Genomic DNA, 15282 nt, shown 5'->3' on the forward strand with positions numbered 1-15282 from the left:
AGGGTACAGGAACATTGACAACTACATTAACATGATTTATTTCATTGCTGGGAAACTCAAATTCGACTACCCACTATATTCCACATAGAGCCAACAAGATAGATAAACTAAATTCTATTTATTTATTATAATTGTCAAAAACCTGATTTTTATCAGTTATCTATCTGGATTTAGTCACACTCTCAGAAAATGCTTCGCGGTAGTTTTGAATCAAAATAACTGCCATGGAGATCAAAACCTCATACGCTGCTAAATTCCACCTTCCAGAGCAAATTCTGAAGGAATATTACTGTCCACAACTCACTGCTGACTTTTCTCCATCCGATTATGAAAGGGAGTTTTGTGAATCAGACGAAATACCTTCACTTATCAGCGTTGATCTCTATAAAGTACTGGATTGGCTTCATGGAAGTGATTTGCCAAAACCTTTGGAAAAAGAAGTTTGTGAGATTCCTGTTTTACTCTATGTTTCTGATTTTTCAACGCAGCATCTACTTTTTCATTACGACGGAACTCCTCAATCAGCCAATCTGATCAAAAGGTATATAGCTCTTTTTTCTAATCTTATTTCAGATAGTAAGGCTACGATTATCTCCCCAAGTTTTATCCCAAAATCCAAAATCAGGGAAGAGCAAGAAATCATCCAATTGGTTTCTCAGTCAACTAGAGAAACCAGTTTTATCAAGTTTAATTTTTCAAGAATAGGAGACTTTTGGTCCTATGCGGTCAAGCAAAACTGCACCTTGCTAGTGACGACAAAAGAATATCAAGCGGATTTAGCCAAAGTTCTCTTTCATTTTTATAAAGGTAAAATGTGGAGTTCAAGGCTTTCTTTTTATCTTTCAGTATAGGGAAAGGAAAAGTGGTTATGAATTCTATTGTTTTATTTAAGATTACCAGTATATAATTTCTTGATCGATGTCTTCTACTATTCAAAAATCTGACCTCAAATGCTACCATTGTGGAGAACAATGTGAGAATGATTCTTTGGCTATTGAAGACAAAGTTTTCTGCTGTCAAGGTTGCAAGCTAGTCTACGAAGTACTTGCTGAAAATGATCTTTGTACCTACTATGACTTAGAGGCTTTTCCAGGAGAAAGTCAGAGGACTAAGACTTCGAGATCCAATAGGTTTGATTATTTAGACGATGAGACTACAGCTTCGCAGCTATTGGACTTCAAGAATGAAACTGAAAGTCATGTGACTTTCTATATCCCTTTGATTCATTGTGCTTCCTGTATTTGGCTACTCGAAAACTTGTACCAAGTGCATCCCGCCATTAGCTTTAGCAGAGTTGATTTCATTAAAAAAAAGGTACAGATTAAGTTCTTACATTCTAAAATCAGTCTGAAAGAAGTCGTATCACTTTTGTCTACTATTGGGTACGAACCTAAAATCAGCCTCTCCACCATAGACCAAAAGAAAAAGCCTGCCGCGGACCGTAGAACCATTAAGCGTTTAGCTGTTGCGGGTTTTTGTTTTGGTAATATGATGCTTTTTAGTGTCCCTGAATATTTTTCAGAAACCGAACTAATAGCTGAAAACTTTAGGAATCTCTTCAATTACCTAAATGTGATTTTAGCTTTGCCTATCGTTTTATATTCAGCCAATGATTATTATTTATCGGCTTGGAATGCGGTAAAACAGCGTACAATCAATATGGACGTGCCAATTGTGCTGGGGATTATCGCCCTGTTTTTCTATTCCCTTTATGAAATTTTTATTTTTGGTAATGCTGGCTATATGGATAGTTTGGGTGGGCTTTTGTTCTTTCTTTTATTAGGAAAGATTTATCAGCAAAAGACCTTTGCTACCCTAGAATTTGACCGAGACTACAAATCTTACTTTCCTATAGCAGTCACTCGGATGGTGCAGGATCGAGAGGAGGTAATCCCCGTGACCCAATTAGAAGTTGGCGATTTAATTTTGGTCAGAAACGAAGAGCTTATCCCTGCTGATGCTCTACTCTTAAGTCCATTCGCGAATATAGATTATAGTTTTGTCACTGGAGAAGAGGTTCCCGTTCCTAAGCAAAAAGGAGAATTAATCTATGCTGGCGGAAGACAAAAAGGGGAGGCGGTTTTACTCACCGTACAGAAATCTCCTTCTCAGGGATACTTGACTGATCTTTGGAACAATGAGGCTTTCGAAAAGGGCAAAGAAAATTTATTAGAACCACTTTCTAACAGAATTTCCGGCGTATTTACTTGGACAGTTTTGGCAATTGCATTTGTTGCATTTGGTTTTTGGTTCGGTACCGATTTATCCATAGCAGTCAAAGCTTTCACCTCGGTTTTGATTGTGGCCTGTCCATGTGCATTGGCAATGTCCACGCCTTTCACCCTCGGGAATACGCTAAGAATATTTGGAAGAGGGAAATTTTATCTGAAAAATGCAAGCGTAGTTGAGCGTCTTGCCCTAGTCGATACAGTCGTTTTTGATAAAACGGGCACACTGACAGATCCTAAACAAGCTCAAGTTCATTATACAGGAGAGCCCTTGTCCTTAGAAACAAAGGAGATTCTCAAATCCATGGTATCTCGGTCTACTCATCCTTTAAGCCATAGAATTAATTTTTGGTTAAAAGACACACCTAGGATAGGGGTCCAAGAGGTTGAGGAAATCAAAGGGAAAGGAATTCAGTGTATTTACAAAAACCAAGTGATTCGCTTAGGTTCTGCAGCATTTACGGGCTTTAGTCATCAGTCTACAGATCAGATTGGTAACTATGTCTATTTAGTAATAGAAAATACAGCCATTGGCTATTTTAATATTCAATCGGGATTGAGGAAAGAGGCAGATCACGTGGTGAAGTCGCTCGACCCAGCATATGAACTCCATCTCTTATCTGGTGATCATCCTCATGAGCAAGCTTCTCTTCAGGAGAAGCTTGACTCCTCAATCCGATTTAATTTTCTACAGGGACCCCAGGATAAGCTTAATTACCTAAAAGCACTCAATCTTCAAGATCGCTATACTTTGATGGTAGGTGATGGTTTAAATGATGCAGGGGCTTTACAAGAAAGCACGGTGGGAATAGCTGTAACGGATACGGTAAGTCATTTTTCGCCTGCAAGCGATGCGATATTGGATGCCTCAGCTTTCAATAAGATTCCAAGTTTTCTGGAGTTTGCAAAACAGAGTAGGTCGATTATCAAAGCCAGTTTTGCTTTAAGTTTCCTGTATAACATCGTTGGGATTACACTGGCAGTACAGGGGATATTGAGTCCGGTTATCTGTGCGGTATTGATGCCTTTGAGCAGTATCTCTGTGGTCATTTTCACCACTTTATCTACCAATGCGGTAGCTTGGAAAAAGGGTTTATTAAATCAAAAAAGCAACTGATATGGAAGTCATTTTTCTTTTAATAGCGATCAGCCTGGTATTGGCAGTCACCTTTCTGATTCTCTTTTTCAAAGCAATGAAGGGAGGCCAATTTGACGATGACTATACTCCCTCGGTAAGGATTCTATTCGATAATCATAAGAAAACAACAAAAAAAGATCAACCAACAAAAAAACCTAAGTCCTATGAATGAAGCTACACTGGAGAGGTTCCATTATGACAATAAGATTGTCAAGTATTTTGGAGCAGCGACGATTATCTGGGGCCTAATCGGAATGCTTGTAGGGGTACTAGCCGCTACACAGCTTTTTCTACCCGAGGCCAATTTGGGGAATCCTTATACCACCTTTGGTAGGATTAGACCCTTGCATACGAATGCTGTGATTTTTGCATTCGTGGGAAATGCAATATTTGCTGGCGTGTATTATTCCATGCCTAGATTGCTAAAAACCCCCATGTGGAATAAAACCCTGAGTTGGTTTCATTTCTGGGGCTGGCAATTGATTATTTTGGCTGCCGCCATTACATTACCTTTAGGTTTTACTACTTCCAAAGAGTATGCGGAGCTGGAGTGGCCGATAGATATTGCGATTGCGATTGTATGGGTGGCATTTGGTGCGAATATGATCGGAACCCTTATTAAAAGAAGGGAAAGACATATGTACGTGGCCATTTGGTTTTACTTGGCCTCATTTATCACAGTAGCTGTTTTACACATTTTTAACAGCTTGGAGCTTCCTGTTAATTTCTGGAAAAGTTACTCAGCTTATGCCGGGGTTCAAGATGCTTTGGTACAATGGTGGTATGGTCACAATGCAGTTGCATTTTTCTTAACCACTCCTTTCTTGGGTTTAATGTATTATTTTCTTCCTAAAGCGGCCAATAGACCTGTTTATTCTTACAAACTTTCTATTGTACACTTTTGGTCTCTTATTTTCCTCTATATGTGGGCGGGTCCTCACCACTTATTGTACACCGCACTTCCTGAGTGGGCTCAGGTTTTGGGGACTGTTTTCTCAGTGATGTTAATTGCTCCTTCATGGGGTGGAATGGTTAACGGTCTTCTTACCTTGAGGGGTGCTTGGGACAAAGTGAGAGAGGAGCCTGTATTGAAGTTTATGGTTGTGGCGATTACCGCATACGGGATGTCAACTTTTGAGGGGCCAATGCTTTCCCTTAAAAATGTTAACGCGATTGCCCACTACACTGACTGGATCGTGGCTCACGTACACATTGGTGGTTTGGGATGGAATGGTTTCCTGACCTTCGGAATGTTGTATTGGATGTGGCCAAGGCTTTTCAAAACCACTATTTATTCTAAAAAATTAGCCAATGCTCACTTCTGGATCGGAACTTTAGGGATTATTTTCTATGCCTTACCTATGTATGTAGCTGCTTTGACTCAGTTCTTGATGCTTAGAGAATTTGATGAGATGGGTAGACTCGCTTATGGTAATTTTCTACAGACCGTGGTACAGTTAGTGCCCATGTATGTATTAAGAGCTTTTGGAGGGTTATTGTACTTGAGTGGTGCTGTCATCATGGTTTATAACATGTATAAGACCGCCAAAAAGGGTGTCTTCCAGGAGTATGAAGAAGATCAAGCTCCCGCATTGACCAAGAGCTACAACGCTACCGGTGAGTTTTGGCATAGAGCATGGGAAAGAAAGCCTATTTTCTTTACGATTTTGGCTACGATCGCTATTGCCATAGGTGGAGCTATAGAAATTATACCAACTATTCTGGTGAAGTCAAATGTACCGACTATATCCTCTGTCAAGCCATATACTCCACTTGAGCTAGAAGGAAGAGATCTCTACATCGCTAATGGTTGTGTAGGTTGTCACTCTCAAATGATTCGACCTTTCCGATTCGAAACCGAACGATATGGTGAATATTCCAAAGCAGGTGAATTTGTCTATGATCGACCATTCCTTTGGGGCTCTAAGAGAACTGGCCCGGATCTTCATAGAATCGGTGGTAAGTATCCGGATTCTTGGCATTACTTCCATATGGAAAACCCCGGATCGATGTCTCCCGGATCATTGATGCCTCCTTATCCTTGGATGACGACTAATTTGATGGATTACTCAGATCTTCCGGCAAAAATCCGCACGCTTCAAAAGTTAGGAGTCCCTTATCCTGAGGGCTACGATGAGCAAGCGATGGAGGAATTAGATGCTCAAGCAAATCAGATTGTGGATAACCTAAAGGATGCCGGTGTCGAAGTATTGCCCCATACAGAAATTGTAGCACTCATTGCTTACTTGCAGCGACTGGGCACAGATATCAAAACAGCCTCAAATTAAACTTCAGAAATCATGTATAAAGAAGTATTAAGATCAATCGAAAATATAGAGATCTACCCCATAATATCCTTGCTGATCTTTGTTTTGTTTTTTCTCGGAGTATTCGTTTGGGTAAAAACTATGCCAAAAGATGTGGTAGATCATTTGAAGTCTTTGCCTATGGAAGAAGACGAAGAAATAACCAAAAAACAGCCATGAAAAAGTTACTGACCCTCACTATGATATTGAGCTCTGTTTCAGCCAATGCTGCTTGGGCTCAAAGCGAATCCTCTTCTTGGTATACGGACTTACAAGCTATGGATTCTGGTCAATTGACCTTATTGATTATTCTAGCCATTGTATTAGGAGTGATTTTGTTACTTCTGGTACTGATGGTGTACTTGATGTCCTTCATGGCAACTGTGCTTCGAAAAGAAAATCCCGAATTGGTCAAAGAGCCAAGTTGGTGGGATAAATTTAAGGAGCGCTTTGTGACAGGCAAGATGGATGAGGCCGGTGGACAAGCGGAGCGTCAAAAAATGATGGCCGATCACTCCTATGATGGAATCACGGAGCTTGATAATTTTATGCCTCCTTGGTTACAGTGGGTATTTATTTTATCCATTGTCTTTGCCGTGGTATATTACGTTCATTATACGGTGCTAGGTACAGGGAAAACAGGTATTGAGGAATACCAAGAGGAGTTGCGTCTTGAGGCAATCGCTGCTGAAAATAGACAAGCCTCCATGGTTGCCTCCATTGATGAAACCAATGTAGAGTTTGATGAGTCAAGTGGATCACTTAGTGTCGGGAAGTCAATTTTTGAAGCCAATTGCGCTGCCTGTCATGCCAATGATGGTGGTGGCGGAGTTGGTCCAAATTTGACGGATGATTATTGGATACACGGAGGATCGATTCAAGATGTCTTTAAGGTAGTCAAATATGGAGTAGTCAGCAAGGGAATGGTGCCTTGGGAAGATCAGCTGAGCCCACAGGAAATGCAGCAGGTTTCTAGTTATATTCTGACCTTGGTTGGTACCACTCCTGCTAATCCGAAAGATCCTCAGGGAGATCTATTCACTCCTGAGGCTGAAGCTGAATCTGCAGAAGATGAAGTGACAGAGAGCACAAGTGAAGTAGCAGCTCTTTGATACATTTAGGACGTCGGGAAGCTTTCCCGACGTTCTTTTAAAATACCTTATCATGGCAAAGAAAAATCCACATCTAAAACCTGACACCTTCAGGGATTCATTAGCTACAGTCCAAGAAGATGGAAAGAGAAACTGGGTATATCCTAAAAAAGTAAAGGGCTTCTTTTACAAGTACAGGACTTACCTTTCATGGATTTTACTTGCCGTTTTATTCGCTGGGCCCTTCATTCAAGTAGATGGAAGGCCATGGTTGCTATTCAATATTTTCGAAAGGAAGTTTATTATTTTTGGAGCGGTTTTCTGGCCACAGGATACCCATCTTTTGATTTTTTTGCTACTTATTTTCTTTGTATTTATCATTTTGTTCACAGTTGTTTTCGGGAGAATCTGGTGCGGATGGGCCTGTCCACAGACGCTTTTTATGGAAATGGTATTCAGGAAAATAGAATACCTGATTGAAGGAGATGCCAATCAGCAGCGTAAATTGAATGAGGCCCCCTGGACAGGAGAAAAGATTTTCAAAAAAGGAATAAAATTAGCTGTGTTTGCTAGTATATCTCTTGCTATAGGACATTTGGTGATGGCCTATTTGATAGGAGTAGATCAGGTCGTGGAAATTGTATCAAAACCTCCTGCTGAGAACCTGGCTGGTTTTATAGGGTTAGTTGCTTTCTCGGGTATATTCATGTTTGTGTTTACCTGGTTTAGAGAGCAAGCATGTATTGTGGTGTGTCCTTATGGACGATTGCAAGGGGTTTTGCTTGACAACAACTCCATTAATGTCATGTACGATTATGTCCGTGGAGAGCCGAGAGGGCCTATTCGGAAAAGTGAACAAGAAGTCTCTACCAAAGGAGATTGTGTAGATTGTAATTTATGTGTCCAAGTCTGTCCCACGGGTATAGACATCCGAAATGGCATTCAAATGGAATGCGTCAATTGCACCGCCTGTATAGATGCCTGTGACGAAGTCATGGTCAAGGTAGATAGACCAAAGGGACTGATCCGATATGCTTCTGAGAATAGTATCAAAGAAGGTTTTCAAAAACTAATCACCAATAGAGTAAAGGCTTATACGGTAGTCTTGGTATTGCTTATTGCAGCTTTCATTACGCTGATTGCGACTCGAGATGTTCTTGAGGCTACAGTGACTCGGTTTCCGGGGATGACTTATCAGCTTCGAGATGATCAGACCGTATCTAATCTTTACCAGATTACATTGATAAACAAAACTTTTGAAAATCAAGAGGTAAAGTTGGAAACATTAGTTCCAGGATATAAAATAGAAAAAATTGGAGGTGACTGGATATTAGAACCGCAGTCAAAGGTAGAAGGAAGATTTTTCTTAGTAAAAGAACAATCTGAGGTTAATATACCTCAAGAAAATGTAATACTCTCGCTAATGTATGAGGGGGAGGAAATCGAACAAATAGAAACGAGCTTTATGGCTCCCGTGACTAAATAAAATAACTATGGACTGGGGAAAGGGAATCTTATTGAGCATTATTGCTTTCATTGCCATCATTATGACCATGGTGGTCATTTCGGTAAGGATGGAAGGGATCGAATTAGTGACAGACAACTACTATGAGGAAGAAATCAAATATCAAGATAGGATTGATGACACAAATTCTACTCTGGAATTGAATAGAGAGGTTTTGACCTTTGAAGCTGCCTCTAAGTCAGTCTTATTGGATTTACCAGTAGGGTCAAAAGGAACCCTCAACCTCTTCAGGCCTTCTGAAAGAGCCTTGGATCAAGAATTGGCTGTTTTTATCGAAGATGAAGGAATGAAAAGAGTTTCCATCGATCATTTGAAAGCGGGGTACTGGAAGGTTCAGCTTTCATGGACAGAAAATGGAAAGTCCTATTATCAAGAAAAAAAGATTACAATCTAGTGTTACTTTGGACAGCTTTTCTTTTGGGTTTTCTTGGTTCCTTTCACTGCGTGGGCATGTGTGGGCCTATTGCATTGGCAGTGGCAAACTCCAAAGAAAACACCTTTCTGCATCACAAGATATATTATAATCTAGGAAGGAGCGTCACCTATGCTTTTCTAGGCCTGATTGTAGGAAGTTTGGGCTTTACACTGTCTCTAGCAGGAGTACAGCAATGGTTTTCCGTGGCTATGGGACTGATAATTTTAGTACTTGCTATGAGTTATAAAAAGGCCGATCAGTTTATGGCCATACCAGCTTTATCCGGAATAGTCAGGTGGATCAAGTTGAAACTATCATTTTTTCTAAAAAAGGGCGGAAGTACAGCATTTTTCGCCACAGGCTTGGCTAATGGACTTTTACCTTGTGGGATGGTGTATATGGCGTTGATTGCAGCTTTGGGTCTACAAAATCCGCTTCTTGGTGCCTCCTATATGCTTTTCTTTGGCTTGGGTACTATACCGCTTTTGATGGTATTAATGTACTCAGGGAGTGTAATTCCAGTTAAGATTCGGATGCAGTTTCAAAAAGCCATTCCCTATGTAGGAGTGTTGATAGGGTTGATTTTTATAGTAAGAGGCTTAGGGCTCGGCATTCCAGGCTTGAGTCCAAGTTTTGAAATTTTTGATTATGGTTCAGAGCAATTTGAAATTACCATGTGCCACTAAACGGATGAATGGGCTTTTTTTTGGAAGGCTTAAATAGCTTTACTGAACGTCAGCTTTTCCTGTGATTTAGAAATCATTCTTAAATCAAACTGCATACAAATTGATCTGATCAATGCCATCCCGATTTCAGTTACTTCAATGGTGTTTCTATTGATTAGCATGAGGTTTTCTGCCTGCATTTCCTGAAGATTGTTAAGATTTTCAGAAGGCATCCTGTCCAGGATAACTTCAGGTATGCTGGCTTTTCCCAAACAAATCAATTGAAGAATTATTTCTTTTATGATCAAATCCTCTTCACTCAAGCGATGACCTCTTTGGATTGGCCACTTTGAATCACCGATGATATCTTCGTATTCGGAGATGGATTTTTCATTTTGTGCATAGGCCAAATAAATATCACTGATACTACTAGCTCCCAATCCAATCAAAATTTTGGATGGGGAAGTCGTATACCCCATAAAATTCCTATGAAGTTTTCCGTCCTTCTTGGCTAAGCTTAAGGGATCCGTGGCTTTTGCAAAGTGGTCCATTCCTATTTCCTCATAGCCCATTTGAAGAAGTTTTACTTTACCGTACTCATATAGTGCTCTTTTTTCTTGTTCAGAAGGCAGATGCTTTTCAAAGCTTTTTTGGGCAGGAAATGCACTCGGGACATGCGCATAGCTATAAAATGCGATACGGTCAGGAGATAAAGATTTCACCTCTTTAAAAGTGGATTCTAGGCTCTCTAAGGTTTGATGAGGTAATCCATAGATCAGGTCAAAGTTGATAGAGCTATACCCCAGTCGACGAGCATTTTCTGTAGCCTCTCTTACTTTTTCGACAGGTTGTATTCTGTGGATAGATTGTTGGACTTTGAGGTCAAAATCCTGAATTCCATAGCTTACTCGATCAAATCCCAATTCTGCTAAGACTTGTAAGTGCTCAATGGTAGTATTGTTGGGATGACCCTCAAAGCTAAATTCTTTTTCTTCCATAACATCAGCCCCAATTAGGATCTTGCTCAAAAGGAATTTCAAGGATTCTGGACTGAAGAAAGTAGGAGTGCCTCCGCCAAGATGGATTCCGGCTAGCTTTGGTTTTTCATCAAATAATTGGAGGTATTTGTGCCATTCTGCTAATAACGAAGCGATGTACGGCGACTCCACTTTGTGATTTTTAGTGATTCGCTTATTGCAGCCGCAGTACGTGCAGAGACTCTCGCAAAAAGGAAGATGTATGTATAGCGTGATCCCTTCTGATTTTCCGTAAAGATGAAATGATTTTTTTAGCAAGGATTCCCAATCTTCGTCTAGCAAATTATTTTCCCAGAGAGGAACAGTGGGGTAGCTAGTATATCTAGGCGTAGGTTTATTGTATTTGGTGATTAACTCGGCGGGTAATGTCATTTTCAAAAGCTTTTGGCAAAAATGGCTTGAGAAAAAGTTAATTTTGATGATATACATGGTCTGGAAAACTGATAAAAGTCAGATTTTAGACTCGTCTTCCAAGTTTCTTTTGAACCACCTGTTTTTCTTTAGACTGGAATCACTTATTTTGAGTGGGTTAATACAGGAGAAAAATGAAAAAAAGCTTTAAAAAGATAGGGTTCTTTAGTGCGCTTATTTTACCAGTTTTACTAATTGGTGGCTACTATTTAGGAGGTTTAGCTTTATTTTCTATTCATTTCTTTGTTTTCTTTCTGGTGCCTTTGATGGATTATATTCTTGATCAAGATCATGAAAATGTCCCCAAGGAGTATATTTCTCAAGTTTCAAGAGATCGATTTTATCGATGGGTTACTTACGGGTGGGTTTACGTGCAATTGATTGTTTTGGGCTGGGGGATTTATGTGGTTTCAGCGGACTCGTTGTCTTTCCTTGAGTGGCTAGCTTTAGTTTCAGGAATGGCCCTTGTCACTGGAGGTGTAGGGATCACTGTAGCGCATGAGCTCGGGCATAAATCTTCATCATTAGAGCAATTTTATGCTAAATTATTACTCATGACGGTGGGATACATGCACTTTTTCATAGAGCATAATCGAGGTCATCATGTAAGAGTGGCTACTCCTGAGGACCCTGCTACAAGTAGGTATGGAGAAGATTTTTACAGTTTTTGGTTTAGGTCGGTTTGGAGAGGATATCTCAGCGCTTGGAAGATAGAAGGTGAGCGACTTTCGAAAAAAGGAATAAAATTTTGGTCTGCTAAGAATCAGATGATTCAATTTTTATTGTATCCTATTCTCTTTGTAGGAGTAGCATTTGCTGGGGTTTCCATTTTGCAAGAGCGTTTGGTTTGGGAGATTCCGATTTTCTTTTTTGGACAAAGTATCTTGGCATTTAGTCTTTTGGAAATCGTGAATTACTTGGAGCATTATGGTATGGAGCGTAAAAAACTCCCCAATGGCTATTATGAAAAGGTAAGCCCACTTCACTCTTGGAACGCCAGTCAACAGGTGAGTAATTTCTTGTTATTTCAGCTTCAGCGCCATTCTGATCATCATGCTTTTGCCCACAAGCCTTATCAGGTCCTGAATCATTTTGATCAAAGCCCACAGTTGCCTGCGGGTTATTCGGCTATGATTTTGGTAGCATTGATTCCTCCTGTTTGGTTTAAGATGATGAATCCCCGATTGGAAGAATGGAAAAACAAACAATTGGAATCAGTCCAATAAATAGTTGTTAAGGAAACTGCTCTTTAGCATCATCCAAATCAGAAAGAAAAAGATCCCCCAAAACAGATATATCCGGTAGTAATCTGTCGTCTCTTTGTAGCGATTTTCGATGATCTCTGTTTTCTCCATAGTATCAATTTGATCAAAGATATTCTGGAGTGCATTGCCGTCTGATGCTCTGAAAAATTCAGCTCCTGACACATTTGCTATTTCTCTGAGGGTTGTCTCATCCAAGTAGCTTTCCACCATCTGAGGTCGTCCAAAAAAATCTGTACCATAAGGGACCATTCCGTCCTTGCCTACTGCGATGGTATATATTTTGATTTCCAAAGCCGCTGCCAATTGGGCGGCAAAAAGTGGATCGACATTTCCCGCATTGCTTTCTCCATCACTCAAGAGGATCATTACTTTTGAGGCAGATTCAGCTTCTTTCATTCGATTGGTTCCCGAGGCAATTGCCGATCCGATCGCGGTACCCTTAGCTTCCATCATATCAAATGAGATCTCGCTGATAAGATCGGTCAACAGCTTGTAATCATTAGTCAATGGAGCCAAAGAATAAGCTTCGCCTGCAAATACAACCATACCGATTCGATCCCCTATCCGTCCATTGATGAATTCGATCGCGGTATTTTTGGCAGCTTCAAGTCGATTAGGCGTAAAGTCCTGAAGATCCATGGATTCTGATATATCCATGACCAGCATGATGTCTATTCCTTCTGTAAACTGTTCCACGCGTTCATTGCTACGCTGGGGTCTAGCCAAAGCTAAAATTATCATCCCGAGGGCCAAGAGGAAAAAGCCAGTTGGGATCAGCCTCAGGTAGGTCCAAGGATTGTTACGTGCTACTCTTTTGGGTAGGGAAAGCTCTAAGACTGGATTTTTCAGAAATTTGATAAACTTCCTGATGATCAGCAAAAGAGGAACTGCCCAAAGAAGGTTCAGCAAAAAGGGTTTTTCCCACTCGTAGGTACTGAAGGTCTCCGGTAAAAACCACGACCAGCTAAAAAACTCATTTAGTTGCTCGATCATGTTTTAGTTGGATTAGTTTTTCTTGATATTTAGTACGTGCGAACTCCAGGAGGTAATTGTTGGCTTCTTGATATTCCCCGGTCTTTCCGGCATAGATGAGGATCTCTACGGACCTGAGCGAACTGAAGACTTTGGGATCATTCAGTTTTACTCCGATTTCACTTGCAGTCCACTCTTTTACAGGCAGACCGGTCAACTGCTCCAAGTAGCCTTTCCAAAGTCCCAAAAGCTCATCCCCAGCCTGGGTGGTTTTTTCTGTTTCTAGCTTGATTGTGGATTTAGTCCATTCCTTTTCAAACCTCGACCATTGTTTTTTCAGGCTGTTTTTATGCCAGAAACGCTTCACTCTATCCGCAAAAAGCCAGTAAAGTATTCCTACAAAGACCAAAAAGGCTAAAATCGATAAGCCCAGAAGGATCCAGTTCCATCGCTTCTCGATCGGTTGATAGACATTGTTTTCTTTAAATACTAACTGCTCGGGAATGCTATCAAGCGTAAGCTTGAGTTTTAGTTCGGCCTCGAGAGGAAAATGGGTAATGCTATCATAGCGACTCAATTCAAACACAGGAAGTGTCAGATAACTACTTGGATCTAGTGAGAAATTGGATAGAAAATAGATCGTACTATCCTGAGTGATTCCTTCGGTAGTGGAGGAGATGAATGTTTTTTTCTCCAAAAGTACAAAGGGACTGAAATCAAAGGTCGTATCCGGAAAGGTCAGCTGCTTGTTGGAAGGATAGTTGGCCTTGAGTACATATCCTACTCGCTCTCCAAGCTTGGCCGAATCTTGTGTAAAATAGGCATCCACACTGACTTCTTGCTGCGCAAAAAGCGGTGAAATTGGAAGTAAAAAAAGAATGAAAAGCCAAATTTTACCCACGTTTCATACTTTTATTTCGGTACCTGAATAGCTCTATGAGGGGCAATACGATATCCTGTGTGGTATCTATGGATAAATAATTGATTTGATTTTTTTTGCACAAGTCTTTAAGATTAGCTCTCTCGGTAGTGAAGGTATCAGAGATTTTTTTTGAAAAACTGCCAAATGCTGTATTCACCCAAGTAGTCCTTCCTTTTTCCTTGTCAAAAACAGGAATGATCCCTAAAGAGGGTAAAGCTGATTCTCTCGGGTCGGTTAATTGTATGGCGACAAGATCATGACGCTCGGCCAAAGCTCTAAAAGGTCTCTCATAGCCGTCATCGATAAAGTCAGATATTACTATAATTATGCTACGTTTTTTGATCAAATTAAGTGCAAAAGTAAACATCGCCGTGAGATTAGTCTTGAGTGATTTGTTTTGATGATCAAAAATCCCGCGTATCATCTTCACGCCTTGCTTCCCCCCTTTGCCCGGAAGGATTATTTTTTCCTTTTCATCCGAAAAACTGATCAATCCCACCTGACTGCCTTCGAAAATAGCCGCTAGAGTCAATACTCCACTGATGATTTTTCCTTGATCTATTTTTTTATTACCAGCCTGTCCTATATCCTGGGATCCAGAAATATCGAGTAAGAAATAGACAGACTGATCTTTATCTTCCCTGAAGGTCTTGACAAACGTACCATGACCCTTTGCAGAAACTTTCCATTCTATGGTACGTACATCATCTCCGTACTGATAGGGCCTAAGATCATCAAATTCAAGCCCGGAACCTTTGAATATTGATTGATATTCTCCCTGCAAGTGGTTGTTGGCCACTTTTCTGATCATAATTTCATATTTCCGAAGTTTACTAAAGAGCTGATTCATATCAGGGTGATTTGAACTGCCTAAGTTATGGTACTATGAGCAATTATAAAATTTCACTTACAGGAAGGGTAAGGAGATTATCCGTTAAAAAAACCTAATTTTGTGTTGTGAACAGATACATAGCTTTATTACTTATTTCCATGTGCTTGATTTCCTGTGAAAAAAAGGAAAAACCCACCGGAATTCTGAATGAAGATAAAATGGTCAATGTCCTGATAGATATTCACGTGACCGAAGGAATTTCCAGTGCGATGCCCGTTCCTTATGATTCTTCTCAGGTATTGTATAAATTATTGGAAAGGGAAGTTTTTTTAAAACATGAAGTCACAGATTCTGTTTTTACCGAGAGTATGAGGTATTACTTACAATACCCCGATCGAATGGATCATATTTACGCTAGAGTGATCGATTCATTGGTTGTACTTGAATCCAAGCCTAAAAGCGAAGAATAACGCTG

General features: G+C 40.3%; 15 protein-coding genes. 11 read left to right on the plus strand and 4 right to left on the minus strand.

Annotated features, from left to right (window positions below; all coding sequences use genetic code 11):
- The first annotated feature begins 224 nt into the window (after window positions 1-224).
- From BLQ57_RS10400 to BLQ57_RS10440, 9 genes are all read left to right on the plus strand, one after another.
- Complete coding sequence (locus BLQ57_RS10400) at window positions 225-851, plus strand: hypothetical protein (RefSeq protein WP_087939218.1); 627 nt, start codon at window positions 225-227, stop codon at window positions 849-851.
- A 67-nt stretch (window positions 852-918) separates the two neighbouring features.
- The gene (locus BLQ57_RS10405) at window positions 919-3345 is read left to right on the plus strand and encodes a heavy metal translocating P-type ATPase (RefSeq protein WP_087939219.1); all 2427 of its coding nucleotides are present in this window, start codon (window positions 919-921) and stop codon (window positions 3343-3345) included.
- Between the two features lies 1 nt (window position 3346).
- Complete coding sequence (gene ccoS / locus BLQ57_RS10410) at window positions 3347-3538, plus strand: cbb3-type cytochrome oxidase assembly protein CcoS (RefSeq protein ID WP_087939220.1); 192 nt, start codon at window positions 3347-3349, stop codon at window positions 3536-3538.
- Window positions 3531-5654, plus strand: coding sequence for a cytochrome-c oxidase, cbb3-type subunit I (ccoN, locus tag BLQ57_RS10415; RefSeq protein ID WP_087939221.1), 2124 nt, complete (start codon window positions 3531-3533; stop codon window positions 5652-5654). The genes ccoS and ccoN overlap by 8 nt, the downstream gene beginning before the upstream one ends.
- Before the next feature lie 12 nt (window positions 5655-5666).
- A complete protein-coding gene (locus tag BLQ57_RS10420) occupies window positions 5667-5852 on the plus strand; it encodes a CcoQ/FixQ family Cbb3-type cytochrome c oxidase assembly chaperone (protein WP_087939222.1) in 186 nt (61 codons plus the stop codon).
- Window positions 5849-6784, plus strand: a complete 936-nt coding sequence (locus BLQ57_RS10425) for a cbb3-type cytochrome c oxidase N-terminal domain-containing protein (RefSeq protein WP_087939223.1) — start codon at window positions 5849-5851, stop codon at window positions 6782-6784. The genes BLQ57_RS10420 and BLQ57_RS10425 overlap by 4 nt, the downstream gene beginning before the upstream one ends.
- Before the next feature lie 52 nt (window positions 6785-6836).
- Window positions 6837-8249: a cytochrome c oxidase accessory protein CcoG gene (gene ccoG, locus BLQ57_RS10430; RefSeq protein ID WP_087939224.1), complete on the plus strand. Its 1413-nt coding sequence runs from the start codon at window positions 6837-6839 to the stop codon at window positions 8247-8249.
- A 7-nt stretch (window positions 8250-8256) separates the two neighbouring features.
- Complete coding sequence (locus tag BLQ57_RS10435; protein WP_087939225.1) at window positions 8257-8682, plus strand: FixH family protein; 426 nt, start codon at window positions 8257-8259, stop codon at window positions 8680-8682.
- Window positions 8682-9389 carry a sulfite exporter TauE/SafE family protein gene (locus tag BLQ57_RS10440; protein WP_240507789.1) on the plus strand — a complete coding sequence of 236 codons (708 nt, stop codon included), beginning with the start codon at window positions 8682-8684 and terminating at the stop codon, window positions 9387-9389. The genes BLQ57_RS10435 and BLQ57_RS10440 overlap by 1 nt, the downstream gene beginning before the upstream one ends.
- A 29-nt stretch (window positions 9390-9418) precedes the next feature.
- Here the strand turns inward: BLQ57_RS10440 and hemN are convergent, their stop codons facing one another.
- Window positions 9419-10777 carry an oxygen-independent coproporphyrinogen III oxidase gene (gene hemN / locus BLQ57_RS10445; RefSeq protein WP_087939296.1) on the minus strand — a complete coding sequence of 453 codons (1359 nt, stop codon included), beginning with the start codon at window positions 10775-10777 and terminating at the stop codon, window positions 9419-9421.
- 173 nt (window positions 10778-10950) lie between these two features.
- Between hemN and BLQ57_RS10450 the strand changes: the two genes are divergently transcribed.
- The gene (locus BLQ57_RS10450) at window positions 10951-12042 is read left to right on the plus strand and encodes an alkane 1-monooxygenase (RefSeq protein WP_087939227.1); all 1092 of its coding nucleotides are present in this window, start codon (window positions 10951-10953) and stop codon (window positions 12040-12042) included.
- Here BLQ57_RS10450 and BLQ57_RS10455 read toward each other — a convergent pair.
- Genes BLQ57_RS10455 through BLQ57_RS10465 form a run of 3 tightly spaced genes read right to left on the minus strand, consistent with a single transcriptional unit; the run spans window position 12031 to window position 14825 of the window.
- Window positions 12031-13074: a VWA domain-containing protein gene (locus BLQ57_RS10455; RefSeq protein ID WP_087939228.1), complete on the minus strand. Its 1044-nt coding sequence runs from the start codon at window positions 13072-13074 to the stop codon at window positions 12031-12033. The genes BLQ57_RS10450 and BLQ57_RS10455 overlap by 12 nt on opposite strands.
- Complete coding sequence (locus BLQ57_RS10460; protein WP_087939229.1) at window positions 13055-13954, minus strand: hypothetical protein; 900 nt, start codon at window positions 13952-13954, stop codon at window positions 13055-13057. The genes BLQ57_RS10455 and BLQ57_RS10460 overlap by 20 nt, the downstream gene beginning before the upstream one ends.
- Window positions 13947-14825 (minus strand): DUF58 domain-containing protein, encoded by an 879-nt coding sequence (locus BLQ57_RS10465; RefSeq protein ID WP_087939230.1) that lies wholly within the window; start codon window positions 14823-14825, stop codon window positions 13947-13949. The genes BLQ57_RS10460 and BLQ57_RS10465 overlap by 8 nt, the downstream gene beginning before the upstream one ends.
- A 107-nt stretch (window positions 14826-14932) precedes the next feature.
- Between BLQ57_RS10465 and BLQ57_RS10470 the strand changes: the two genes are divergently transcribed.
- Entirely contained in the window at window positions 14933-15277 is a 345-nt protein-coding gene (locus tag BLQ57_RS10470; RefSeq protein WP_240507790.1) for a DUF4296 domain-containing protein, read from the plus strand.
- The last annotated feature ends 5 nt before the right edge of the window (window positions 15278-15282 follow it).

It is taken from the genome of Algoriphagus faecimaris (assembly GCF_900101705.1).
Classification (GTDB): Bacteria; Bacteroidota; Bacteroidia; order Cytophagales; family Cyclobacteriaceae; genus Algoriphagus; species Algoriphagus faecimaris.

Excerpts from the sequence above, each read along its gene's own strand:
- BLQ57_RS10450 (WP_087939227.1), top strand. The coding sequence starts at position 10,951 with ATGAAAAAAAGCTTTAAAAAGATAGGGTTCTTTAGTGCGCTTATTTTA.
- ccoN (WP_087939221.1), top strand. The coding sequence starts at position 3,531 with ATGAATGAAGCTACACTGGAGAGGTTCCATTATGACAATAAGATTGTC.
- hemN (WP_087939296.1), bottom strand. The coding sequence starts at position 10,777 with ATGACATTACCCGCCGAGTTAATCACCAAATACAATAAACCTACGCCT.
- BLQ57_RS10455 (WP_087939228.1), bottom strand. The coding sequence starts at position 13,074 with ATGATCGAGCAACTAAATGAGTTTTTTAGCTGGTCGTGGTTTTTACCG.
- ccoS (WP_087939220.1), top strand. The coding sequence starts at position 3,347 with ATGGAAGTCATTTTTCTTTTAATAGCGATCAGCCTGGTATTGGCAGTC.
- BLQ57_RS10465 (WP_087939230.1), bottom strand. The coding sequence starts at position 14,825 with ATGAATCAGCTCTTTAGTAAACTTCGGAAATATGAAATTATGATCAGA.
- BLQ57_RS10435 (WP_087939225.1), top strand. The coding sequence starts at position 8,257 with ATGGACTGGGGAAAGGGAATCTTATTGAGCATTATTGCTTTCATTGCC.
- BLQ57_RS10405 (WP_087939219.1), top strand. The coding sequence starts at position 919 with ATGTCTTCTACTATTCAAAAATCTGACCTCAAATGCTACCATTGTGGA.
- BLQ57_RS10420 (WP_087939222.1), top strand. The coding sequence starts at position 5,667 with ATGTATAAAGAAGTATTAAGATCAATCGAAAATATAGAGATCTACCCC.
- ccoG (WP_087939224.1), top strand. The coding sequence starts at position 6,837 with ATGGCAAAGAAAAATCCACATCTAAAACCTGACACCTTCAGGGATTCA.
- BLQ57_RS10400 (WP_087939218.1), top strand. The coding sequence starts at position 225 with ATGGAGATCAAAACCTCATACGCTGCTAAATTCCACCTTCCAGAGCAA.
- BLQ57_RS10425 (WP_087939223.1), top strand. The coding sequence starts at position 5,849 with ATGAAAAAGTTACTGACCCTCACTATGATATTGAGCTCTGTTTCAGCC.